A 22,610-nucleotide genomic window follows, 5' to 3' on the forward strand; every position below is an offset into this window, starting at 1 on the left:
AAGGGGGGCAGCGCCCCCCTTTTTATCGCCCCCTGATCCGCGGGTCCAAAGCGTCGCGCAAGCCGTCGCCGATGTAATTCACCGCCAGCACGGTCAGCGAGATCGCGACCCCCGGGATGATCACCCGCGCCGGATAAAGCTGCATCGTGCCGACGCCATCATACAACAACCGCCCCCAGGTCGGGAAATCTGGCGGAAAGCCCTGGCCCAGAAACGACAGCACCGACTCCGTGATGATCGCATTGGCCACGCCAAGCGCCGCCGCCACCATGACCGGCGAAATGACGTTGGGCAGGATGTGCCGCGTGATCATCCGATGCGAGGGCGTGCCGATCGACCGCGCCGCCAGCACGAATTCCCGCTCTTTCAAGGCCAGGACCTGACCCCGCACGATCCGCGCCGAGGACATCCAGGACGTCACCCCGATGGCAAGGACCACCAGCACAAAGGCGCCGAGGGCCGGCCCGATGACGCCCGAGACCGCGTCCTTGAACAGGAACATCAGCACCAGCAACAGGGGCAACAGCGGCAGCGACAGAAACAGGTCGGTCAGCCGCATCAACAGCCCGTCCAGCCTGCGGTAAAACCCCGCCAGCACGCCGATCAGCGTGCCGAGGAACACCGACAGCACCATGGCCACCGCTCCCACCGCCAAAGAGATGCGGCCGCCGAACATCATCCGCGCCAGCACGTCGCGCGCCAGTTGGTCGGTGCCCAGCGGATGCGCCCAGCTTGGCGGCTTGTTGCGCAGCTTCATCATCTGGACCTTGTCGGGGTTCACAAAGCCCGGGTCGATGGTCCAGATCAGCGGCCCGATCAGCACGAAGACCGTCAGCCCGATCAGGACCCAAAGCCCGATCATCGCCCCCTTGTGGCTTTTGAACTGGTCCCAGATGTCGCGCGCCTGGGAGCGGGGCGGTGCCAAAGTCTCAGTCATAGCGGATCCGGGGGTCAAGAAGGCCGTAAAGCACATCGGCGATCAGGTTGAAGAGCACGATAAGCATCGCGAAGATGAAGGTCAGGGTCTGGATCATCGGCAGGTCATTGGCATGGATGGCGCCGATCAGGGCCGAGCCGATGCCATTCACCTTGAAGACGTTTTCCGTGATGATCGCCCCGCCAAAGATCGAGGGAACGCCAAGCGCAATCACCGTCACCACCGGGATCAGCGAATTGCGCAGCACATGTTTCAGCACCACGGGACGCTCGCGCAGGCCCTTGGCGCGGGCGGTGCGGACATAGTCCTGGCTCAGGTTTTCCAGCATCGAGGCGCGGGTATAGCGCGACAGTTCGGAGGCATTGGCCAGGCCCAGCACCATGACCGGAAGCACCATCTGCCGCACCTGAGCCCAGAAGGTCGTCCAGTCCACGACCTTCAACGAGGTGTTGTAGATCGAGGGGAACCACTGCAGCCAGCTGGAGAAGATCACGATGAACAGCACGCCGGTAAAGAAGGTCGGCACCGAATAGCCCAGCATGGCGACAAAGGTCCCGGCCTGGTCGAACCAGGAATACTGGCGATAGGCGGAATAGATGCCGATGGGCAGGGCGATCAACACGCCCACCAGATAGGCCGTGCCTATGACGGTCAGGGTCTGGGGGATGCGCTCTCCGATCAGGGCAAAGACCGGGCCGCGGGTCTGATAGCTGATGATCCGCTGTGCGCCATCGGCGAGGTTGGTGCCGAACCAGCCATCCAGCATATAGGCGGGCTCGACCCAGAAAAACTGTTTCAGCCACAGGACATAGCGCACCAGAACCGGCTGATCGGCGCCCATGGCCTCGATCATCTTCTGGCGGGTCTCGGGCGGGATGGTCAGGGGGATTTCGGACAAAGGCGAGCCCGGGGCCAGATCGACCAGAAGGAAGATCGCCGCCGAAATCAGCAAAAGGGTGGGGATGGCCAGCAAGAGGCGGCGCAGGATGAAGGTCAGCATCGGGTCCCCGAGGCAAGAGGGGCAGGGGGCGAAGCTGTCGCCCCCTGCGTTCAGATCACTTCAGACGGGTCCAGTTCTGGACGTTCCACATCTCGGAATCCCAGGTGTTCAGGACCACGCCGCCCAGGGTGTTCGAGGCAGCCGACAGGCGACCCCGATCCACCAGCGGCAGAACGGTGTAGCTGTCCTTGGTCAGCATCTCGTTCATCTTCTTGGCCAGCTCGGTGCGCTTGGCGATGTCGGCGGTCGACGACATCTCGACGGCCAGGGCATCATAGGCCGGGTCGCAGAAGCGGTTGATGTTCTCGCCCTGCCACTGGGTTTCCGGCGCGGGGATCTTGTCGCATTTGTATTGCGCCAGATAGGCTTCCGGATCGGTGCCGTCGAAGTTGTTGGCGAACATTTCCACGTCGGCATAGAACTTCTGGTAGGTGTCCGGCGACGCCGCATCCCCGCCAAAGAAGACCGAAGCGTCGATGGCCTTCAGCTCGACCTGAACGCCCAGCTCGGTCCACCACGACTTCACAAGGTCCTGGAAGTCCTGACGCACGGGGTTGACGGTCGATTGATACAGGATCGCCAGCTTCTTGCCGTCCTTTTCGCGGATGCCATCGGCGCCCACGGTCCAACCGGCCTCGTCCAGCAGCGCCTTGGCGCCTTCCATGTCCTGCGCGATGCAATCGGTGTTGGCCGAGGCATAGGCTTCGGGGGCGGGCACGATATTGCAGGTCGGACGACCGGCGGTGCCATAGCCCACGTCAACCAGAAGCTGACGGTCGATCGCCATCGACAGGGCCTTGCGGACCTTGATGTCGGACAGGATCGGGTGGGGATGCTTGACGGTCGAACGCTCGCCCTCGGCCAGATCGGGCGACGGGTCGGTCAGGTTGATTTCGATCCGCTCGACCAGGGTGCCGAAGCCGTTGACGAAGGCGCCCTTGCCGCCGGCCGCCATCGCGGTCTGCAGTTCGGGGTTCACTTGGGTGTTCCAGGCGTAGTCGATCTCACCGGTTTCCAGAACGGCGCGGGCTGCGGCCTCGGCATCGCCACCGCCCTTGACGGTCATCGTGGCAAAGGCGGGAAGGGCCGCGTCGCGGTAGTTCGGGTTGGCTTCCAGTTCGACCGTGTCATTGGTCTTGAAGGTCGTGACCTTGAAGGGACCGGTGCCGATGGGGGCATTGTTCTGGTCGGTGCAGGTCGAGGCGGCGGCGCCCAGGCAATTGGCGAACTGCGCCTTTTGCAGGATGGGCGAGGTCGAGCCGACGAAGGCGGTATAGGGATTGGGCTTCGGCGCGCCGAACGTGACCTTGATGGTCAGCGGGTCGATGGCTTCGACATTGGTCACGCCTTCGTATTTCGAGGCCTGGGCGCAGCCGCCATCGGGGGCGGTGCAATACTGCCAGGTAAAGACCGCGTCGTCGGCCGTCACCGCGGTGCCATCGGACCACAACAGGCCCTCTTTCAGCTTCCAGGTGATCGAGGTCAGGTCAGCAGCCACGCCGCCATTTTCGACCGTGGGCACATCGACGGCCAGACGCGGGAAGACCACGCCCTTTTCGTCAAAGCCCGCCAGGGCTTCGATCACCATCGAGGCGACTTCGATTTCCTTGGTTCCGCCCGACAGATAGGGGTTCATCGAGGAGGGCGCCTGCCAATACAGCACATTGACATGGCCATCCGCGCCACGCTCGGCAAAGGCCTGCGAGGCGCAAAGGACCGAGACAGCGCCCAAAAGGGCCGCTTTCAGTTTCATGATGTCACTCCTTGTTGCAAGTTTATGGTTGCGGGGGCTTGCGCGCCCGACGGGGTGGAAAACAAATGGCAGGCAACCTGGCGGCCCGGTTCGACCTCGGTCAAAACGGGGCGGGTGCTGCGGCACAGATCGAAGGCCCGGGGGCAGCGCGTGCAAAAGGCGCAGCCCTTGGGCGGATTGGCGGGCGAGGGGACATCGCCCTTCAAGATGATGCGTTGGCCCTGGTTTTCGGGGTCGGCCTCGGGGACGGCCGACAACAGCGCCTCGGCGTAGGGATGCAGGGGCCGGGCGTAAAGGTCGTCACGCGGCGAGAGTTCCACGATGCGGCCCAGATACATGACCGCCACCCGGTCCGCGATATGGCGCACCATCGACAGGTCATGGCTGATGAACAGATAGGTCAGGCCAAGCCGGTCCTGCAGGTCCTCCAGCAGGTTGACGACCTGAGCCTGGATCGACACATCCAGCGCCGCAATCGGCTCGTCACAAACGATGAACTTGGGGTTCAGGGCCAGCGCGCGGGCGATGCCGATGCGCTGGCGCTGTCCGCCCGAGAATTCATGCGGATAGCGGTTGGCAAAGCGGCGGTTCAGGCCGACCTGGTCCATCAGCTCATAGATGCGGTCCAGCTGGGCGGCTTTGGACAGGCCGGAATGTTCCACCAAAGGCTCGCCGATGATCTGCGCAAGGGTCATGCGCGGGTTCAGCGAGGCCTGAGGGTCTTGAAAGACCATCTGCATCTGGGGCCGCTTTTTGCGCAGGGCCTCGGGGGGCAGGGTGGTGATTTCGTCGCCGGCAATCGTCACGGTGCCTGCGGTGGGCTCATACAGCCGGATCAGCGCGCGGCCAACGGTCGACTTGCCGCAACCCGATTCGCCCACCAGCCCCAGAGTCTCGCCGGGCTGGATGTCGAAAGAGATATCGTCCACCGCCTTCACATCGCCGGTGTGGCGGCGGAACAGCCCGGTGTGGATCGGGAAATACATCTTCAGCCCGCGGACCTTGACCAAAGCATCACGCATGGGGCGCCTCCCAATGGCAGGCGACATCATGGCCCGGACCCAGATCGCGGCGCAAAGGGTTCTGGGCGCGGCAGCGGTCGAAAGCATGGGCGCAGCGCGGCGCAAAGGAACAGGAGGCGGGCTCGGCCATCAGGATCGGCGGTTGGCCCTCGATGGCCATCAGCCGGTCGGCCCTTGGCCCATGCAGCGCGGGCACGGTTTTCAGCAAAGCGCGGGTATAGGGATGGGCGGGGTGCTTGAAGACCTCGCGCACGGCGCCCTGTTCGACAACCTGGCCGCCATACATCACCATGACCCGGTCGGCGATGCCTGCGATGACGCCAAGGTCATGGGTGATCCAGATGATCGCCATGCCCAGCTTTTGACGCAGCTCTTTCACCAGCTCCAGGATTTGCGCCTGAATCGTGACATCCAGCGCGGTCGTGGGCTCATCCGCAATCAGCACATCAGGGTCGCAGGCCAGCGCAATCGCGATCATCACGCGTTGGCGCATCCCCCCCGAGAATTGATGCGGATAGGCTTTCATCCGCGCCTCGGCGTCGGGTATGCCCACCAGCTCCAGCAGTTCGATGGCCCGCGCCCGCGCCTGGGGCTTGGTCATGCCCATGTGACGGCGCAGCGGCTCCATGATCTGATCGCCCAGCTTGAAGACCGGGTTCAACGAGGTCATCGGGTCTTGGAACACGAAACCCACCTTGGCGCCGCGGACATCCTGCAATTCGTGCAGCGGGATTTTCAGCAGGTCGCGCGACCCCAGCATGACCTGGCCGCCGCGGATTTCGGCGGGCGGCTGCGGCAACAGGCCCACCAGCGACATCATCGTCACCGACTTGCCCGAGCCGCTTTCGCCGACGACGCCCAAAAGCTCGCCCTTTTTCAGGTTGAAACTGACATGATTGACCGCATGCACCTCGCCAGAGCGGGTGCGGAAAACGGTCTTCAGGCCCCGGACGTCAAGCACGGGTGCGGCCCCATCGGGCATATGTCTTCCCCCACGACCTTGTTTTTTCGGTCTGATTGTCTTGCCGAGGCCTTCGAGGGCCCCGTGCCATTGCCCTTAGATTGACGATTTTGTCCTTTCGATCAACCTAGAATCTTTTGCGGCGACATGGCGTCTTTTCGGGCAGAATGTAGGGTCGGCGCTGCAGTATGCCGAAAGCGGGGCTTGCGGTCGCGGCTTGGGGCGGGAATGATCGGGCGAAAAAGGAGAGCGTCATGGCGTCAGGTCCGGTCACAGCAGGCAGCCCGCTGCACCATGTCGGGCCGCCGCCCAAGTCCTGTGACGTCGTCGTGGTGGGCGGCGGGATCATCGGCGTGATGTCGGGCTGGTTCCTGCAGCAGCGCGGGTTGAAGGCCGTCGTGCTGGAAAAGGGCCGCGTCGCGGGCGAACAATCCAGCCGCAACTGGGGCTGGATAAGGCAACAGGGCCGCGATTTCGCCGAATTGCCGATCATGATGGAGTCTTTGCGGCTGTGGCAGGGGTTCTCGCTGCGTCTGCCGGGGCTGGGGTTCCGCCAAGAGGGGGTCATGTATCTGGCCCGCACCGCCGCCGAAATGCGCGGCTTCGAGGCCTGGTCCGAGGTGGCTGCGGGCGAATACGGGCTGGATGTGCGGTTGCGTTCACAGGGGCAGGTGGCCGAGGCGATGCCTCAGGCCGGGGCGCCTTGGGTGGGCGGGCTTTGGACCTCCAGCGACGCGCGGGCCGAGCCCTGGGTGGCGCTGCCGATTCTGGCGCAGGCGGCGGCGGCCGAGGGTCTGGCCGTGGTGGAAAATTGTGCGGTGCGCCGTCTGGATGTGCAGGGCGGAAAGGTGGCGGGGGTTTTCACCGAACAGGGGCGGATTGCCTGCGATCAGGTCGTGGTGGCGGGCGGGGCCTGGTCCTCGCTGTTTTTGGCCGCGCATGGGGTGAAGATCCCGCAACTGTCGGTCCTGGCCTCGGTGGCGGCAACCGGGCCTTTGCCGGATGTCTTTGCCGGCAATGCGGCGGATGACCGGTTCGCCTTTCGCCGGCGTGAGGATGGTGGCTATACGCTGGCGCCCGGGGCGCATCACGACTTTTACATCGGGCCGGATGCGTTCCGGCATTTTTGGCCCTTTGTGCGGATGCTGAAGGCCGATTTCCGCAAGACCTCTTTTCGGCTGCGGGCGCCTGCGGGCTATCCCGACGCCTGGGGGGTGGACCGGGTCTGGGGGGGGGACGAGGTCTCGCCCTTTGAACAGGTCCGCGTGCTGGAGCCCGCGCCCAACATGAAGGCGCTGACCCGGGTGCAGGACGCCTTTGCCGCGGCCTTTCCGCAGGTCGGGCGGCCGCAGATCGTCAAGGCCTGGGCCGGGATGATCGACACGATCCCCGATGTCGTGCCGGTGATCGACCGGGTGCAAAGCCTGCCGGGGCTGGTGATCGCCACCGGCATGTGTGGCCATGGTTTTGGCATCGGGCCCGGCGTGGGGCGCGTGGTGGCCGATCTGGTGGCGGGCAACAAGGTGGGCCATGACTTGTCGCGGTTCCGTCTGTCGCGGTTTTCGGATGGGACCCGGCTGGTGCCCGGACCGTCCTTATAGGGGGTCTTCGCTGCAAGGTCGGCATCTTCTGGTAGCGGGGGGCCTTCAGCCCCCCGCACCCCCCTATTAAAGCGGCCTTCTTGCCGGGTGTCTCTTGACCCCGCAGCTTTCCTGACCCCGCAGCTTTCCTGACCACGCCGCGCACCAAGTGGCAAACCCTTGAAAATCCCCGCGCGTATCGGGGCCGGTCTGAAAGGGGTTGCGGGTCCCCGGGCTTTGCGAGACCCTTGGGCCAAAGGAGATCCCCCATGCCCGTCAAGAACCGTTTCGCCGAGATGCTGCCTGAAATCACCGCCTGGCGCCGGGATTTTCATGCCCATCCAGAGCTGTTGTTCGATGTGCATCGCACCGCCGCCAAGGTGACGGACCTTTGCCGCAGTTTCGGTTGTGACGAGGTGGTCGAAGGCATCGGCCGCACCGGTGTTGTGGCGGTGATCAAGGGCCGGGGGCCAGGCCGCGTCATTGGCCTGCGCGCCGATATGGACGCCTTGCCGATCCACGAGCAGACCGGCTTGGACTATGCCTCGACCGTGCCGGGCAAGATGCATGCCTGCGGCCATGACGGCCACACCGCGATGCTCTTGGGCGCCGCGAAATACCTGGCCGAGACGCGGAACTTCGACGGCACCGCCGTCTGTATCTTTCAACCCGCCGAAGAAGGCGGCGGTGGGGGCCGCGAGATGGTGGCCGATGGCATGATGACCCGTTGGGGGGTGCAAGAGGTCTACGGCATGCACAACATGCCGGGGATTCCGGTCGGCACCTTTGCGATCCGCGAAGGCGCGATGATGGCCGCGGCCGATCAGTTCGACGTCGTGCTGACCGGCAAGGGCGGTCATGCCGCCAAGCCTCAGGACTGCGTCGACACGGTGGTCGTGGCGGCCCATGTGATCACCGCTTTGCAGACGATTGCCTCGCGCAATGTCGATCCCTTGGGCCAGGTCGTGGTTTCGGTCTGCGTGGTCGAGACGGATTCGACCGCCTATAACGTCATCCCTCAGGTCGTGCGCCTGAAGGGGACGGTGCGCACCATGGACCCGAAGGTGCAGGATTTCGTCGAACGCCGCCTATCAGAGGTGATCGAGGGCACGGCGCTGGCCTTGGGCGCGCGGGCGGTCGTGGATTACCAGCGCGGCTATCCGGTGACGATGAACGCGCCCGAGAACACGGGATTTGCGGTCGAAGTCGCGCGGGCGATCTCGGGTCAGGTCGATGAGGACGTGGCGCCGATGATGGGGGCCGAGGATTTCAGCTATATGCTGAACGAGCGCCCGGGGGCCTATATCTTCGTCGGCAATGGCGACACGGCCATGGTCCATCACCCGGCCTATAACTTCGACGACAATGCGATCCCCTTTGGGTCCAGCTGGTATGCGGCCATGGTTGAGGCGCGGGGGTGAGGGGGGGATTCAGAGTCCGGTGCGTGCAAGCACACACCCTACGGAGGATTGGATGATCGGCAATGTTCTCATAGCGGCCATCGCCGCGCTGCATGCCTATATCCTCGTGCTGGAGATGTTCCTCTGGACCACGCCGCGCGCCCGCCGCGCCTTTGGCACCACGGCAGAGTTCGCCGCGGCGACCCGGACCCTGGCCGGGAACCAGGGGCTCTACAACGGCTTCCTGGCGGCGGGGCTGGTTTGGGGCCTCTGGCGCATGGATGTCGCGGTGTTTTTTCTCGCTTGCGTGCTGGTGGCCGGGGTTTACGGCGCGGCGACGGCCTCGCGGAAGATCCTTTTCATCCAGGCGGTTCCTGCGGCCTTGGCGTTGGTGGCGGTGGGTTTGGGGATATAAGCCCGACCTAGCGCGCGGCCCAAGCTTCCCGCAGACTTTGTGCAGCCATAACCGGGGCGATTGCAAAGAAGGGTGCGCAGAGGGTTGAAAGGACCAAGTGGGGATAGCCGATCAGAACCCAGTTGTGACGACCGGACCCTGGTGAGGCAAAGACAAGGAACCCGAGCATCGCAATTAGGCCAATCGCCAACCACCCAGTTGAGATTGGCCGCACCTGCGGCTTGCCCGGAGCAAGCCATGCGAAGAGAGGGGCAAAAACCGTAAAATGGCCCGCCAGATAGGCGAGAGCGATGAGGTAGAGGCTGCCGCAGCCCGTGCAAGCCCTCTCCGATTGCGCAACGCGCACAGCGACATGGGGCAGGTTGTCCGACATCCATGCACCGACCGGCGCCAGGCCTGCGTCAAGGATTTGGCTATGACGCAAGATCGCGACCAGCGGCACGAAGAGCAGCTTACTAGCCAGAAAAACAACACCGACGGCGTTCGCAAAGCGGGCGCTTGGTCCGGTGGGCGTATCGTTCACCCTACCCCCCCGTGTGGCTCATGTGCCGCGACATCTTGCCGGCCACACCGCGCGAATAGTCGAAGTCATGCCCCTTGGGCTTTCGTGAAATCGCGGCCCGGATCGCCGCCTCCAGCCCCGCATCCTCCGCACTCGCCCGCAAAGGCGCGCGCAAATCCGCCATGTCTTCCTGGCCGAGGCACATATACAATTCGCCCGTGCAAGTCACCCGCACCCGGTTGCAGCTTTCGCAGAAGTTATGGCTCAGCGGCGTGATGAAACCGACCTTTTGCCCGGTCTCCTCCAGCCGCACATAACGCGCGGGGCCGCCAGAGCGTTCCGCCAGGTCGGTCAGCGTGTAACGCTCCGAAAGCCGCGCGCGGAGGTCCTTGAGGCTCCAGAACTGGTCCAGCCGGTCGGCCTCCATCTCGCCCATCGGCATGACCTCGATCCAGGTCATGTCATGGCCTTCCTTCGCGGCCCATTCGGTCAGGGAGAAAAGCTCGCCCTCGTTCACGCCCTTCAGCGCCACCGCGTTGATCTTGACCCGCAAGCCCGCCTCGCGCGCGGCGGCGATCCCGTCCAGCACCTGCGAAAGCCGACCCCAGCGGGTCACTTCGGCAAATTTCGCGTCATCCAGCGTGTCCAGTGACACATTGATCCGCTTGACCCCGACCGCCGCCAGCTCCCGCGCATATTTGCGCAGCTGCGACCCGTTGGTTGTCACGGTCAGCTCCTTGAGTCCCGCCCCCAGCTGCTTCCCCATCGCCTCGAAGAAGGTCATGATGCCCTTGCGCACCAAGGGCTCGCCCCCAGTGATCCGCAGCTTTTCGACGCCCAGCCGGACGAAGGTCGAACAAAGCCGCGTCAGCTCCTCAAGGCTCAGAAGCTCTGCCTTGGGCAGGAAGGTCATGTGCTCGGTCATGCAATAGGCGCAGCGAAAGTCGCAGCGATCCGTCACCGAAACGCGCAGGTAAGAGATCGGGCGGGCGAAAGGGTCGATGAGGGGTGCCATGCTGCCAAGATAGGCCTGAACCCGGCCGATACAATCCCGAAACCGCCGCTTGGGACCTTGGTCGCGGCAAGATCGGGGGACTGCCGCCCCTCGCCTCAGGGGGCGCAGGCTCCCCTTGAGAAACCCCGTGTGTGTTTGGGCCGGTGTAAAAGCGGAAGAGATGAGTATTTGGGTCAGTATGAAACCTCCAAGGTCCGGCCTTTCATACTGGCCCAAATATCCCGGGGGAGGTCTGGAGGGGCCCCGCGGGTCCCTTCAGCTGGGGGTGCGGGGGAGAGGTCCCCCGCTTCCTTGCCCCCCGCTACCGTGTCGGCCGGTCAAAGACCTTGCGGCCCATGAGGCTTCCCACCAGCTCGACCATCAGTTTCGCGGTCATGCCGCGCTTGTCCAGGAAAGGGTTCAGCTCCACCAGGTCCAGCGAAGTCACCAGACGGCTTTCGTGCAGCAGTTCGCAGACCAGATGCGCTTCGCGAAAGGTCGTTCCGCCTGGCACGGTCGTGCCCACTGCGGGCGCGATCGAAGGGTCAAGGAAATCGACATCCAGCGAGACATGCAGCATCCCCCCCGCCGCCCGGACGCTGTCGAGGAACTCGCGCAGGGGGGCCACGATGCCGCGCTCGTCCAGGACGCGCATGTCGTTGATGGCGATATCATGGGTCAAAAGCGCCGCATGTTCGGCCGGATCGACCGAGCGGATGCCGTAAAGGCAGATGCGCTCGGGCGGGATGACGCCGGGGAAGGGGCCAAAGGCGTCGAACCCCTCGCGGCCGGCGATCCAGGCGACGGGCGTGCCATGCAGGTTGCCCGAAGTCGTGGTCAAGGGCGTGTGGAAATCGGAATGGGCATCCAGCCACAACAGGAACAGCGGCCGCCCCGCGCGGGCCGCATGTTCCGCCGCCCCCGCGACCGAGCCCAGCGCCAAAGAGTGGTCCCCGCCCAGCACGACCGGCATCCGGCCCCGGTCCAGCACCTCTGCCACCTGCCGGCGCAGGGCGCGGGTCCAGCCCACGACCGTCGCCAAGTCATGCACGGCCGGGTTGGGGCAACTGACCCCCTCGACCGCATCGGGGCGCAGGTCGCCCAGGTCCTCGACCCCGTGCCCCAGTTCGGCCATGGCCGCCCCCAGCCCCGCGACACGGTAAGCCGCAGGTCCCATGACGCAGCCCGCCCGCCTTTGCCCCTCGTCGACCGGAGCCCCAATCAAACTGCAATCCATAAGACCCTCCATTTCCCCCCTTATCCCGCGCCCGCCCGCCCCGGTCCACCACCATTCTGCCCGAACCCGGGCCCCAAAGGCTGCACTTTGCCTTTCATGCTTGCGCAAACACGCAAGCGGAGGTCTTCCGTGCGCGGGCTCTGGGGGGCAGGGGTTTTGAGGGCACGAGACGGTCCACCAGCCGCCGCGACGGCGAGGACGTCTTTTCGCCAATGGGTCATGACACCAGAAGCACCCGCGGTAGCGCCCATGTGCAGGGGGTTTCCAAAGGGGCGCCTGCGCCCCTTTGGTCGGGGGGGCCGGGGGGCGGAAGCCCCCCGGTTCCGCCCGTAGGGCCCAAGGCATTTCATGCCGCGGGGCCCGAGAGGCCCGATCATGCCGCCAGCCCCCCCAATCACGCCCCCCCAATCACGCCCCCCAATCACGCCCCCCAATCACGGGCCCCCAATCACGCCCCCCCAATCACGGGCCCGTGCCTTCCCTATGCCCCTGAAACGTCCTATGTTCCCGAAAACCCCGGAGGCCCCATGATCACCGAACTCGGCCATTTTGCCCTGATCCTCGCGCTCGTCACCGCCTTGATCCAGATGAGCCTTCCCCTGATCGGCGCGCAAAGGGCCAACCGCAGGCTTATGGCCTTGGCGGGACCCGCGGCCACGGTGCAATTCGCGCTGATCGCCACGGCCTTTGGTGCGCTGACCTATGCTTTCGTGACCTCGGACTTCTCCGTGGCCCTGGTCGTCGCCCATTCCCACACCGAAAAGCCGATGCTTTACAAGGTCGCGGGGGTCTGGGGCAATCACGAGGGGTCATTGCTGCTGTGGGTGCTGGCGCTGTCGCTGTTCGGGGCCTGCGCGCATTGGTTCGGCCAGAACCTGCCCTTGCGGCTGAAGGCGCGGGTGCTGGCGGTTCAGGGCGCGATCGGGGCGGCGTTTCTGGCCTTTACGCTTTTCACCTCGAACCCTTTCCTGCGCCTGGCCGTGCCGCCGATGAACGGCAACGACATGAACCCGATCCTGCAGGACCCCGGATTGGCCTTCCACCCGCCCTTCCTTTACCTTGGCTATGTCGGGCTTTCGATGTCCTTTGCCTTTGCCGTGGCCGCCCTGCTGGAGGGGCGGGTGGATGCCGCCTGGGGCCGCTGGGTCCGGCCTTGGACCCTGGCCGCCTGGATGTTCCTGACCATCGGCATCATCATGGGCTCACTTTGGGCCTATTACGAGCTGGGCTGGGGCGGGTTCTGGTTTTGGGACCCGGTGGAAAACGCCTCCTTCATGCCCTGGCTGATTGCCACGGCCCTCCTCCACTCCGCCATCGTGGTCGAAAAGCGTGAGGCGTTGAAGTCCTGGACCATCCTTCTGGCGATCTTTGCCTTTGGCTTCTCGCTGATCGGGACCTTTATCGTGCGGTCGGGCGTCATCACCTCGGTCCACAGCTTTGCTTCGGACCCGACGCGGGGGATGGCGGTGCTGGCGATCCTTGGCGTCTTTATGGGCGGCGCCCTGACGCTTTATGCCGCCAAGGCCGGCGATCTGGAGGCCAAGGGCGTCTTCGCCATGATCTCACGCGAAAGCGGGCTGGTGTTGAACAACCTGCTGCTGACCGTGGCGGCCTTTGTCGTCTTTGTTGGCACGATCTGGCCCCTGGTGGCCGAGGTCCTGTTGGGCCGCGCCGTGTCGGTCGGCGCGCCGTTTTTTGATGCGGCCTTCACGCCCTTTGCCGTGGCCTTGGGGCTTGCGTTGCCCATCGGCGCGGTTCTGCCGTGGAAACGGGCAGAGCTGGGCCGGGCGCTGCGCCCCTTTGCCCCGGCGCTGATCCTGGCTGTGGCCGCAGCCCTTCTGGCCTATGCGCTGGGGTCGGGGCGGTCGACCCTTGGGCCCCTGGGGATTGCGCTGGCGGCCTGGCTTGTGGCGGGATCGGCCACCGACATCTGGGCGCGTTGCGGGCGGGGTGCTGTCTCGGCTCGCCTGTCGCGCCTGACAAGGCTGCCGCGCGCCGATTGGGGCCGCGTCACCGCCCATGCCGGCCTTGGCCTGACCATCTTTGGCGTCGTCACCCTGACCTCTTACAGCCAGGAGGATATCCGCGTCGTCCAACTGGGAGAGACATTCACCATGGGCGCCTATGACATCACGCTGCAGGATATCCGCGAGGAACAGGGGTCGAACTACACCGCCCAAGTCGCGGATGTTGTTGTGCAAAAGGGCGGGGTGATGATTGCGACCCTGCATCCGGCCAAAAGGTCCTATCCCTTTGCGCAGATGAACACGACCGAGGCCGCGATCCGCCCCGGCCTGACCCAAGACCTGTATGTCGTCGTCGGCGATGCCCAAGAGGGCGGCGGCTATGCCTTGCGGTCCTATATCAAACCCTTTGCGCTTTGGCTTTGGGTTGGTGGGGTGATGATGGGTCTGGGTGGGCTTTTGTCGCTGTCCGACCGCCGCTACCGCGTCGCCGCCGGGGCCGCCAAACTGCGCGGGGTGCCCGCAGAATGAAGGACCGCAGATTGAAAAACCGCCGCATGAAAAACCGCGGACTGAAACGCCTGCTCCTTGCCCTGTGCCTGCTGGCCAGCCCGGCCCTGGCCGTCCAGCCTGACGAGATCCTGGCCGACCCTGCACAAGAGGCCCGCGCAAGGACTCTCTCGCGCGAGTTGCGCTGCCTGGTCTGCCAGAACGAGAATATCGACGACAGCGATGCGCAATTGGCCCGCGACCTGCGGCTTTTGTTGCGCGAAAGGATCGTGGCGGGGGATACGGATGCGCAGGCGATGGCGTTCATCACAGCGCGGTATGGCGAATTCGTCCTGCTGAACCCGCCCGCCACCGGGGCAAATCTGGTGCTGTGGCTGGCCGGTCCTGCCGCATTGCTGGCAGGTGGCGCGCTGGCCTTTGCTGTGATGCGGCGGCGGTCGCGGTCCTCCGAGGCCGAAAGCCTGTCCGCAGAGGAAAAGGCCCGGCTGGAGACCCTGTTAAAGGATTAGCGCGACCATGTGGTTGTCCCAGGCGGCCTCGTGATGGGCCAGGGGCGTGACCTGTTGGTCCAGCGCACAGATGCCGCCATTGCCATCCGAGGTCACAAACCCCGCCCCCAAGGCCGACAGCCCGCAGACATCGGCGCGTGCATGGGTGGCCAGGAAGGTCCCGTCGGGTGCAAAGACCTGCACCGCGCCGCCCTTGGGACTGCTGATTGCCAGCCGCCCATCCCGGGCCCGCGCGATCGAGCCCGCATAGCCCTGCATCCGATGCGCCTCGCCCTCGGGGGCAGCAAACAAAACCGGCGCCGACCCCGGGACCCAATGGCCCAACAAGGGGACGACCTCGGCGGGGTCGCCCTCCCATTGCATGGCAAAGGCCACGCCCGTTTCGGTCAGCACCAGATGGCGGATCGAGGCCTGGGGCAGGTCGGGCAAGCTCACCTGATCCAGGATGCTGCCGCCTTTGGACAGCAGGGTCAGGTTGGGCGCCATGGTGTCGATGTTCAGCTTGGTGCGGTCGCCGGGGTCGGTCTGGATGCCGCCATTGGCGACGATCAGCCCGGCCTTGGTCAGCTTGATGTCATGCGGCCCGATGCCGCCGCTGATCCATTCGCCCATCCGGGTGAAGCCCTCGGTCTCCCAGATGCCGATGCGGCCTTCGGACCCTTCGGCCACGACTTCCGAGGTATACAGCACCCGGCCATCCGAGGCGAAGGCGCCATGGCCGTTGAACTGGCGGCCCGGGGGCGGGGTCAGCCGGTGGGTCTGCGCGCCCGTCACGCAGTCGATGACCAAGGCGTAAGTCCCCGGACGGCGGGCAAAGGCCACGGCCAGCGGCCGCGTCGGATGGGCGGCCGCCGCATGGCCGCGCGCGGGCAGGGGCAGGGCGAACAGGCTTTCGCCGGTTTCCGACAGGCCATGCAGCCGGTAATCCTCGCCCTCTTTGGCCGCGGCAAGCCAGGCGGGCGACCCCGCATCGGCCCAGGACGGGCGCGCCACGGCAAGGGCCGCAAGGCTGGACAGGAACAGGCGGCGAGAGGGGCGCAAGTCAGTCTCCGTCGGCAGAGTTAAAGCCGATGCCCACGTCCATTTCGGGGGCCACCTCGGCCAGGACAAGGTCACGGATCGCTGTGACCGTCTGCCCCAGGATTTCCAGTTTCAGCCGCCCGCCGGGTGTGGCGATGCCGTCAAGGACCGGATCGCTGTCGGCCAGGGCCTGCGCCTGGCCGATGGCCTTGTCAAAGGCGGCCAGCGTCAGGGGTGCATCGGGTGTCAGGGTCGCGGTGAAGGCGCGCAGGGCCTGCAGCGCCAAAAGGATATTGCGCGCGCTGCGCCCCGAGGCGCGGGCCTCGGCCCGGTCCGGGTGGGGGGCGTCAAAGCTGCCCAGCGGGCGGCCGATGCGCTGATCGGACAGGCTTTCCAATCCGGTGGCCAGTTGGGTGAACAGCGCCTGGCGCGCCTCGGCCCGGGTCAGGAAGGCGGTGTTGCCCGGCTCTGCCGCCGTGGTCAGAAGGCGGGCGTAATCCTGCCAGCCGGTGTCGATTTCATGGGCCACGCGGGCCAGGTCGGCGGTGGTGGCGGCGATCAGCGGGCAGGGATCGGCGGGCAAGGTATCGGCGGGCCAAATCAGCCGCTCCAGCGCCAAGAGCCCCCGGGCGGCCACCGATTGTTGGGCAAAGGCCTCGGGCGCAAGTTTGGCCGGGTCGCCGGCCAAGAGCGCCTTTTGCGCCTTGGCCCCCATGCCTTTGGGGTCGGGCCAATACAGCACCGATAGCGCGCGGCCCGCGTCCTCGCCCGGACCCAGATGCAGATGCTGCACCGCCATCCAGGCATCATACGTCAGGTGAAAGTCGGCCTGCAAAGCCCTGACGTCGCAGGTCTTTCCGACTGCGGCCAGGCTGTCCGAGGCGCGGGCAAAGGCGGCATAGCCCGGCAGGATGTGATCCTGCACGGCTTCAGGAATATCAGCCAGCGCCGGGCTGGCCAGAAGGCAAAACAGGATGGCGCGCATCACAGGCTCCCAAGATAGGCGATCAGGGCATCACGGTCGGCGGCCGGCAGGGCCACCACCGCATCGCGCGCGGCTTGCGCCTCGCCTCCATGCCATAGCACGGCTTCCAGCAGACTGCCCGCCCTTCCGTCGTGCAAAAAGCGCGCTTGGCCGGACACCTGCGCGGTCAGCCCGATGCCCCACAAAGGCGCGGTCCGCCACTCAGACCCCGAGGCGCGACCCTCGGGGCGGTTGTCGGCCAGGCCCGGCCCCATGTCGTGCAACAGCAGGTCGGTAAAGGGCCAGATCAGCTGAAAGCTTTGCTCGGGCTGGCCCTGCAGCCGGTTGGTCACGAATTTCGGCACATGGCAGGATTGGCAGCCGGTTTCGTAAAACACCTGCTTGCCGGCCAGGACCAGGGGGTCATCCACGCCGCGACGGGCGGGCACGGCCAGGTTGCGGGAATAGAACGTCACCAGGTCCAGGCTTTTGCCGTCGACCTCCAGCCCGTCACGGATGCCGGGTTCCTGACCATCTGGCGCGCTGCGGCAGGCGGTTTGCGCGTCAGAACATTCGCCCCAGGATTCCGGATGCAGGGGCGTCGAAAGCCCCATATCGCCGGAAAAGGCCCCGGCTGATTGCGCCTTGATCGTCGGCGCCCCGGCCTTCAGCCCGAACCGCCCCAGCATGGGCACGCCATATTCGACCGAAGGAACGATCTGCGCCCGGCCCGAAATGCCGTCGCCATTGGCGTCATCCTCGTCGGCATGGGCCAGGATATCGGCGGCGGGGATCGCCTCCAAGAGGCCTAGCCCGATCATCTGCGGGGCGATGCGGGGGGAAAGCTGGACCTCGCCCGGATCGCCCATCAGGGGCGTGAACCCATAGACGGGCTGTTGCAGCGTCACCACGGTGCCATCGGCCAGGGTCAAGGGCAGGGGAGTATAGGCGATCTCCATCCGGCCTTCGGGGGTCTGGCCCGGGGTGGCCAGGTCCTGCATCTGGCCGCCATACAGAGGGTGGTTCTGCGTCGCATGCCAGCCCGGGATGGCCGGGCTTTCCCCCCCCGGCACCGACAGGCGCAGGAACAGCCCCGTGCGCGGCCCGTCGCCTTCGGGCGGATGGGCGCGGCCGTCCTTCAGGTGGCAATCCTGGCAGGCCCGCGCGTTGAAAAGCGGCCCCAGCCCGTCGGAGGCCAGGGTGGAGGAGGGCGCGGCAATCCAGGCCTTGCGAAACAGCGCATTGCCCAGTTTGAAGGTCATCTCGCCCTCGAAGGGCATATTGGCCGAATGTTGCGAAAAGGCGTCGGCGGTATCGGAGGCCCGCACGGTGGCGGCGCCGCCGGGCTTGTCCTCGAACTTCTCGGGCTTGGAGAAATCGGTGGGCACGGCCAGGACCGCCGCGATGCGCGCCGCTTCGGCCTTGGTGCGCGGCACGACCTTCAGATGCAGGTCCTCCAGCCCCTGGGCCGCGGCCCAAAAGGGGACCAGCGACAGGGCGCCGATGGCCACAGACAGATATCCGACACGCATCCTGGTCCTTACCGGCGGCCTGCCCGCCCTTGGCTGAGGCGGCAGCGCCGCCATGGCTTTACATCTGTGGCGCCGACAGAAACCGGCGTTACTGGAAAATCGCGTCGGGGTTGTCCAGGCTGTCAGAGCCCTCGAAGGCGATCTGATCCAGACCCAGCGCCGTCACCGCCCGTTCGATCGTCTTGGTCTGATCGACCAGCGCATCGACCGCGCCCATGATCAACGCCTCGCCCTCGGCATTGCCGGCCTCGATCATCTGGTCATAGGCCATGCCCGATTCCGCCCGCGCCTTGACCGCCCCCAGGGCCGCAACCGAAGCGTCCAGCTTGGCGCGCAGTTCTGCATCCACCGCAGGGTCGGCGGCCTGCACCAGATCGGCCAGCGCGGGGCCTTGCAGCACCGTGCCATCGACCCGCGTATAGGCGCCGGTATAGACGTTGCGGATGCCGATCCCGTCGTAATAATGGCTGTTCTGCGTGTTGTCCGAGAAGCAATCCTGCTCTTCCTCGGGGTCGTTCAACAAGAGCCCCAGCTTCATCCGCTCGCCGCCCAACTCGCCATAAGACAGCGAGCCCATGCCGGTCAGGATCGCCATGACGCCCTTGGTCGGGTCATCGGTCACGACCTTGCGGGCGGCGCCTTCGGGGCCCCAGTTGCCGACCATCTCGGTCAGGTCATCGACCAGAAGTTGGGTCGCGGCCACGAGGTAAGCCGCGCGGCGGTCGCAATTGCCGCCCGTGCAATCCGTGGCGGAAAAGTCGGTCCAGGGCCGGGCGCCCGCACCGGGCCCGGTGCCGTTCAGGTCCTGACCCCACAGCATGAATTCCACCGCATGATAGCCCGAGGCGACATTGGCTTCGATGCCTTCGGCCTCGTGCAGCCGGGTCGCGATCAGGTCCGGCGTGATCGTGGTGGCATCGACTTCCGCCCCCGACAGCACGAACTTCGGCGTGGCAATGACGTTCAACCCGGCCTGGGCGTTTTCCTCGTTCAGCGCCGAGCCCGCCTCGACATAGTCGATCAGCCCTTCGTCCAGGGGCCAAGAGTTCACGCGGCCCTCCCAATCATCCACCACCGGATTGCCGAAACGGAAGGCCTCGGATTGCTGATAGGGCACGCGGGCGGCCTTCCAGGCGTCGCGGGCGGCCTGAAGCGTCGCCTCGGACGGGGTGGCCACCAGCGCGGCCACCGCCTGTTGCAGGGCCTGCGCCGTGGTCAGGGCGTCGGAATAGGTGGCCAGGCCGATATCGGCGTAATGGGCCACGACCTCGGTCTTTTCGACGGCAAGGGCGGGCAGGGCCAGGGTGCAAAGGGCGGTCGTCAGAAACAGGCGCATGGCGGTCCTTTCGATGGGCGCCAGAGCGGGTCTGGCTGGAAAGGGCCGCAGGGCGCGGCCTTGGCCGTTATTTCCGACAAAAACGCTTGGATGTAAAGCCTGATTCTTTTCCTTGGGAAATGCGGTGTCTGAATTTGGCGGCACCTGTCCACCTGCGCGGAGCCGAAGCGTCAGCGCAGGCGACAGATCGGCTTGCGCGTCAGCGCTCCGCTTGGAAGCCGTTCAGCCGCATCAGCTCCGGGAAGACCTCTGGCACCCCGGCCACGATGGGGCCACCCTTGTGCAGACCCTCGCCCACCAGGAAGTCGTTGACCCGCAGCCCCGCCGCCTCGATCACCGCGATCGCCCCCAGGCAGTCCCAAGAGTTGATATGCGGCTCCATATAGCCCAGGAACCGCCCCGCCGCGACATAAGCCAGGTTCAAGGCGCCCGAACCGTCGCGAAAGAACATGCCGCCCTGCTCCAGAAGCCCGGTGAAAGGCCCCAGGAACTGCGCCCCCGACACGCGAGGGCTATAGCCGGTGGCCACCAGACCCTCCCGCAGGGACCGCCCGGGATGGCGCTTGACCGGCTTGCCGTTCAGCGTGGCGGGAAAGCCGCGCCCGCCTGCAAACAGCTCTCCGCGCACCGGGGCAAAGACCGTGCCGAATTGCAGCACCCCATCCAGCACGAAGGCAATCGACACGCACCAGGACGAGAGCCCCGACAAAAACGGCTGCGTCCCGTCGATCGGATCGACCACCCAGACACCCTGGCCCGGCACTATCGCCATCGCGCCGGTCTCTTCGCCGAAAAACGCATCTTCCGGGAAAGCCTCGGCCAGCCGCGCCTTGATCCGCAGTTCGGTGTTCAGATCGGCTTCCGAGGCCATGTCCTGCAGCCCCTTGGACTGCACGGTCAGGCTCTCCAGGTCGTTGAAATAGCCAAGCGCCAGGGCGCCGGCCTCTTGCACCAGGGTCAGGGCAAAGTCGAAACGAGGTTTCAGGTCCATCTTCATTTCCAAAGCCAGGCGGCACCGCGCACGCCCGAGGCATCACCATGCACATTCCGTTTGACGGGCGTGTGAAACACGGTCGAAAAGGTCCGCCGCGCCAAGGCCGGGGGCAGATCGGTGTAAAGCTCGTCGACATTGGACATGCCGCCGCCCATGACCAGCACATCGGGGTCCAGCGTGTTGACCACGGTGGCAAGGCCCCGCGCGACGCGGTCGATATACCGCTCCCACAGCATCCCGGCCAGCCGGTCGCCTTGGCGTTTCAACGCGATGATCTCGCGGGCCTTCAGCGCGCGTCCGGTATGCTTCGTCCATTCCGCCTCGAAGGCGCGGCCCGAAACCCAAGTCTCCAGGCAACCATGCCGCCCACAATAGCAGGGCGCCCCGGGGATTTCGGTCGTATCGGGAAAGGGCAGGGGGTTGTGCCCCCATTCCCCGCCCGAGTTGTTGGGCCCATGATGCGCACGGCCCCCGACCGCGATCCCGGCCCCGGCACCCGACCCCAGGATCACCGCGAAGACGACGTTATGCCCCGCCCCCGCGCCATCCACCGCTTCGGACGCCGCAAAACAATCGGCGTCGTTTTCAACCCGGATCTCTCGGCCAATCGCGGCGCGCAAATCGGCCTCGACCGGCTGGCCCAGAAGCCAGGTCGACGAGGCCCCCTTGCCCAAGCGGCTGACCGGCTCCAGTGAGCCGGGGATGCCGATCCCCACCGAGCCGCGCTGGCCGGTGTCTGCCTCCAGCCGGGCGATCATCGCCACGATGTCCGCAAGGCAAGCGGCATAGTCGCCCCGCGGCGTATCGACCCGGTGGCGGGCAAGCTCTGCGCCCGAGGGCGTCAAAGCCACGCCCTCGATCTTGGTGCCGCCCCAGTCGATACCGATCAGCATCAGCCGACGATCCCGTTCAGATCGACGGCCATCACCAGCACGTTCAAGGCGATATAGATGCCGCCCAGCACCCACATGGCGCGGCGGTCCAGCGCCAGGCTGTCCGCCTCGCGGTCCTGATAGCGCAGGCGCAGCGACCAGATCGACACAAAGACCGCGATAAAGATGATGGCCACCGCGATCAGGTTGATCTGTTCGGCCAGGGTCACGGCGGTGGTGGGCGGCAGCGACCCGGTGATCACGAAGGTGTTCGCGCTGGCCGCAAAGATCGAGCCGACGCCCATCCCGAAGCGCGCATCCAGGTCATCGGCCTTGATCAGAAAGGCCAAAAGCCCCAGCAGCACCGACAGGGCCGAAATCCAGAACGACTTGAACAAGGGCGCCCAGGAGGTGCGATCCAGCCCGACATAGAAGGTCAGGCGGGAATAATCGCTGGCGGCCTCCCCGGCCTCGCGCAGGCCGTAGTTGGTGGCGTATTTATGAACCTCGACCGTGGGGGTGTTCATCGCGACATTCCAGCCCGCGACCTCGACCGAGGGGTCCAGCGCGATGCCCTCGTCGGCGGTATAGGACAGGTCACGGTCGATGGCCGCGCCGTCCTCGATCTCGATCGGCAGGATGTGGTTGTCCAAGGGAAATCGGCGGACGTCGAAATCGTGGAACACCGTCGCCTGGACGCGCACCGTGGCATAATTCGCCCCGGCATCGGTCTGCACCTGCGCCTCGGACCGCGACGAGATCACGCCGTTGACGATTTCAAAGCTTTCATAGGGTTTGATGGCGTCGCCCTGCCAGCGGAACCACAGCCACATGTCGACGTCAAAGGACCCCGATTGCGGCGAGACATTGGACATCCGCAAAATATAGGCGCCGACCGCGACATCGGTATGGGCCGGGGCAACGGCCGTTTCCGTTGCCGTTTCTGTGGTGGTTGCCGTCGTCGTTGCCGTCGTCGTTTCTGTGGCAGTCTGGGCCAGGCTCAGGCCGGGCCACAGCAAGGAGAGGGCCAAAATCCCCCGGGTCAGGAAAGCGCGCATGTCTGGTTCCGCTATTGAAAATCTGGCAACAGACTGCGGCGAAGCCTTTC

20 protein-coding genes are annotated in these 22,610 nt (G+C 65.6%); 5 read left to right on the forward strand and 15 right to left on the reverse strand.

The window, feature by feature from the left end:
• Nucleotides 1–22: 22 nt before the first annotated feature.
• Genes NX862_RS03895 through NX862_RS03915 form a run of 5 tightly spaced genes read right to left on the reverse strand, consistent with a single transcriptional unit; the run spans nucleotide 23 to nucleotide 5,694 of the window.
• The gene (locus NX862_RS03895; RefSeq protein WP_264492552.1) at nucleotides 23–937 is read right to left on the reverse strand and encodes an ABC transporter permease; all 915 of its coding nucleotides are present in this window, start codon (nucleotides 935–937) and stop codon (nucleotides 23–25) included.
• Entirely contained in the window at nucleotides 930–1,937 is a 1,008-nt protein-coding gene (locus NX862_RS03900; RefSeq protein WP_264492553.1) for an ABC transporter permease, read from the reverse strand. Before NX862_RS03900 ends, NX862_RS03895 begins: the two co-directional genes overlap by 8 nt.
• 55 nt (nucleotides 1,938–1,992) lie before the next feature.
• Entirely contained in the window at nucleotides 1,993–3,690 is a 1,698-nt protein-coding gene (locus tag NX862_RS03905) for a peptide ABC transporter substrate-binding protein (RefSeq protein ID WP_264492554.1), read from the reverse strand.
• Nucleotides 3,687–4,712, reverse strand: a complete 1,026-nt coding sequence (locus NX862_RS03910; RefSeq protein ID WP_264492555.1) for an ABC transporter ATP-binding protein — start codon at nucleotides 4,710–4,712, stop codon at nucleotides 3,687–3,689. The genes NX862_RS03905 and NX862_RS03910 overlap by 4 nt, the downstream gene beginning before the upstream one ends.
• Nucleotides 4,705–5,694 (reverse strand): ABC transporter ATP-binding protein, encoded by a 990-nt coding sequence (locus NX862_RS03915; protein ID WP_264492556.1) that lies wholly within the window; start codon nucleotides 5,692–5,694, stop codon nucleotides 4,705–4,707. The genes NX862_RS03910 and NX862_RS03915 overlap by 8 nt, the downstream gene beginning before the upstream one ends.
• Before the next feature lie 233 nt (nucleotides 5,695–5,927).
• Between NX862_RS03915 and NX862_RS03920 the strand changes: the two genes are divergently transcribed.
• The 3 genes from NX862_RS03920 (at nucleotide 5,928) to NX862_RS03930 (ending at nucleotide 9,068) form a co-directional block, all read left to right on the forward strand.
• A complete protein-coding gene (locus NX862_RS03920; RefSeq protein WP_264492557.1) occupies nucleotides 5,928–7,274 on the forward strand; it encodes an NAD(P)/FAD-dependent oxidoreductase in 1,347 nt (448 codons plus the stop codon).
• Nucleotides 7,275–7,522: 248 nt separating this feature from the next.
• Nucleotides 7,523–8,674: a M20 aminoacylase family protein gene (locus NX862_RS03925; RefSeq protein ID WP_264492558.1), complete on the forward strand. Its 1,152-nt coding sequence runs from the start codon at nucleotides 7,523–7,525 to the stop codon at nucleotides 8,672–8,674.
• Between the two features lie 52 nt (nucleotides 8,675–8,726).
• Entirely contained in the window at nucleotides 8,727–9,068 is a 342-nt protein-coding gene (locus tag NX862_RS03930; RefSeq protein ID WP_264492559.1) for a DUF1304 domain-containing protein, read from the forward strand.
• Between the two features lie 7 nt (nucleotides 9,069–9,075).
• Here the strand turns inward: NX862_RS03930 and NX862_RS03935 are convergent, their stop codons facing one another.
• The 3 genes from NX862_RS03935 to rocF form a co-directional block, all read right to left on the reverse strand.
• Nucleotides 9,076–9,591: a hypothetical protein gene (locus NX862_RS03935; RefSeq protein WP_264492560.1), complete on the reverse strand. Its 516-nt coding sequence runs from the start codon at nucleotides 9,589–9,591 to the stop codon at nucleotides 9,076–9,078.
• A gap of 1 nt (nucleotide 9,592) precedes the next feature.
• Complete coding sequence (gene moaA / locus NX862_RS03940; protein WP_264492561.1) at nucleotides 9,593–10,585, reverse strand: GTP 3',8-cyclase MoaA; 993 nt, start codon at nucleotides 10,583–10,585, stop codon at nucleotides 9,593–9,595.
• Between the two features lie 301 nt (nucleotides 10,586–10,886).
• Nucleotides 10,887–11,801 (reverse strand): arginase, encoded by a 915-nt coding sequence (gene rocF / locus NX862_RS03945; protein ID WP_264492562.1) that lies wholly within the window; start codon nucleotides 11,799–11,801, stop codon nucleotides 10,887–10,889.
• A 527-nt stretch (nucleotides 11,802–12,328) separates the two neighbouring features.
• Here rocF and NX862_RS03950 point away from each other — a divergent pair.
• Nucleotides 12,329–14,296: a heme lyase CcmF/NrfE family subunit gene (locus tag NX862_RS03950; RefSeq protein WP_264492563.1), complete on the forward strand. Its 1,968-nt coding sequence runs from the start codon at nucleotides 12,329–12,331 to the stop codon at nucleotides 14,294–14,296.
• Nucleotides 14,297–14,322: 26 nt separating this feature from the next.
• Nucleotides 14,323–14,784, forward strand: a complete 462-nt coding sequence (locus NX862_RS03955) for a cytochrome c-type biogenesis protein (protein ID WP_264492564.1) — start codon at nucleotides 14,323–14,325, stop codon at nucleotides 14,782–14,784.
• On the opposite strand, the gene NX862_RS03960 is transcribed toward NX862_RS03955, so the two are convergent.
• The 7 genes from NX862_RS03960 to NX862_RS03990 form a co-directional block, all read right to left on the reverse strand.
• Nucleotides 14,773–15,825, reverse strand: coding sequence for a DUF1513 domain-containing protein (locus NX862_RS03960; RefSeq protein WP_264492565.1), 1,053 nt, complete (start codon nucleotides 15,823–15,825; stop codon nucleotides 14,773–14,775). The two genes, NX862_RS03955 and NX862_RS03960, sit on opposite strands and share 12 nt — an antisense overlap.
• Nucleotide 15,826: 1 nt before the next feature.
• Nucleotides 15,827–16,789 carry an imelysin family protein gene (locus tag NX862_RS03965; protein WP_264492566.1) on the reverse strand — a complete coding sequence of 321 codons (963 nt, stop codon included), beginning with the start codon at nucleotides 16,787–16,789 and terminating at the stop codon, nucleotides 15,827–15,829.
• Nucleotides 16,789–18,300 carry a di-heme oxidoreductase family protein gene (locus tag NX862_RS03970; protein ID WP_264492567.1) on the reverse strand — a complete coding sequence of 504 codons (1,512 nt, stop codon included), beginning with the start codon at nucleotides 18,298–18,300 and terminating at the stop codon, nucleotides 16,789–16,791. Before NX862_RS03970 ends, NX862_RS03965 begins: the two co-directional genes overlap by 1 nt.
• Nucleotides 18,301–18,388: 88 nt before the next feature.
• On the reverse strand, nucleotides 18,389–19,636 hold the full coding sequence (locus NX862_RS03975; protein ID WP_264492568.1) for an imelysin family protein: 1,248 nt from the start codon (nucleotides 19,634–19,636) through the stop codon (nucleotides 18,389–18,391).
• Nucleotides 19,637–19,835: 199 nt separating this feature from the next.
• Nucleotides 19,836–20,627 (reverse strand): inositol monophosphatase family protein, encoded by a 792-nt coding sequence (locus NX862_RS03980; protein ID WP_264492569.1) that lies wholly within the window; start codon nucleotides 20,625–20,627, stop codon nucleotides 19,836–19,838.
• 2 nt (nucleotides 20,628–20,629) lie between these two features.
• Nucleotides 20,630–21,523 carry an ROK family protein gene (locus tag NX862_RS03985; RefSeq protein WP_264492570.1) on the reverse strand — a complete coding sequence of 298 codons (894 nt, stop codon included), beginning with the start codon at nucleotides 21,521–21,523 and terminating at the stop codon, nucleotides 20,630–20,632.
• Nucleotides 21,523–22,560, reverse strand: a complete 1,038-nt coding sequence (locus NX862_RS03990; RefSeq protein ID WP_264492571.1) for a ligand-gated ion channel — start codon at nucleotides 22,558–22,560, stop codon at nucleotides 21,523–21,525. Before NX862_RS03990 ends, NX862_RS03985 begins: the two co-directional genes overlap by 1 nt.
• Nucleotides 22,561–22,610: the final 50 nt, after the last annotated feature.

The organism is Stagnihabitans lacustris, assembly GCF_025950525.1.
GTDB lineage: Bacteria > Pseudomonadota > Alphaproteobacteria > Rhodobacterales > Rhodobacteraceae > Stagnihabitans.

Excerpts from the sequence above, each read along its gene's own strand:
- NX862_RS03965 (WP_264492566.1), bottom strand. The coding sequence starts at position 16,789 with ATGCGCGCCATCCTGTTTTGCCTTCTGGCCAGCCCGGCGCTGGCTGAT.
- NX862_RS03950 (WP_264492563.1), top strand. The coding sequence starts at position 12,329 with ATGATCACCGAACTCGGCCATTTTGCCCTGATCCTCGCGCTCGTCACC.
- moaA (WP_264492561.1), bottom strand. The coding sequence starts at position 10,585 with ATGGCACCCCTCATCGACCCTTTCGCCCGCCCGATCTCTTACCTGCGC.
- NX862_RS03925 (WP_264492558.1), top strand. The coding sequence starts at position 7,523 with ATGCCCGTCAAGAACCGTTTCGCCGAGATGCTGCCTGAAATCACCGCC.
- NX862_RS03920 (WP_264492557.1), top strand. The coding sequence starts at position 5,928 with ATGGCGTCAGGTCCGGTCACAGCAGGCAGCCCGCTGCACCATGTCGGG.
- NX862_RS03910 (WP_264492555.1), bottom strand. The coding sequence starts at position 4,712 with ATGCGTGATGCTTTGGTCAAGGTCCGCGGGCTGAAGATGTATTTCCCG.
- NX862_RS03900 (WP_264492553.1), bottom strand. The coding sequence starts at position 1,937 with ATGCTGACCTTCATCCTGCGCCGCCTCTTGCTGGCCATCCCCACCCTT.
- NX862_RS03905 (WP_264492554.1), bottom strand. The coding sequence starts at position 3,690 with ATGAAACTGAAAGCGGCCCTTTTGGGCGCTGTCTCGGTCCTTTGCGCC.
- NX862_RS03985 (WP_264492570.1), bottom strand. The coding sequence starts at position 21,523 with ATGCTGATCGGTATCGACTGGGGCGGCACCAAGATCGAGGGCGTGGCT.
- NX862_RS03990 (WP_264492571.1), bottom strand. The coding sequence starts at position 22,560 with ATGCGCGCTTTCCTGACCCGGGGGATTTTGGCCCTCTCCTTGCTGTGG.
- NX862_RS03895 (WP_264492552.1), bottom strand. The coding sequence starts at position 937 with ATGACTGAGACTTTGGCACCGCCCCGCTCCCAGGCGCGCGACATCTGG.
- NX862_RS03955 (WP_264492564.1), top strand. The coding sequence starts at position 14,323 with ATGAAAAACCGCGGACTGAAACGCCTGCTCCTTGCCCTGTGCCTGCTG.
- rocF (WP_264492562.1), bottom strand. The coding sequence starts at position 11,801 with ATGGATTGCAGTTTGATTGGGGCTCCGGTCGACGAGGGGCAAAGGCGG.
- NX862_RS03915 (WP_264492556.1), bottom strand. The coding sequence starts at position 5,694 with ATGCCCGATGGGGCCGCACCCGTGCTTGACGTCCGGGGCCTGAAGACC.
- NX862_RS03930 (WP_264492559.1), top strand. The coding sequence starts at position 8,727 with ATGATCGGCAATGTTCTCATAGCGGCCATCGCCGCGCTGCATGCCTAT.
- NX862_RS03975 (WP_264492568.1), bottom strand. The coding sequence starts at position 19,636 with ATGCGCCTGTTTCTGACGACCGCCCTTTGCACCCTGGCCCTGCCCGCC.
- NX862_RS03980 (WP_264492569.1), bottom strand. The coding sequence starts at position 20,627 with ATGGACCTGAAACCTCGTTTCGACTTTGCCCTGACCCTGGTGCAAGAG.
- NX862_RS03970 (WP_264492567.1), bottom strand. The coding sequence starts at position 18,300 with ATGCGTGTCGGATATCTGTCTGTGGCCATCGGCGCCCTGTCGCTGGTC.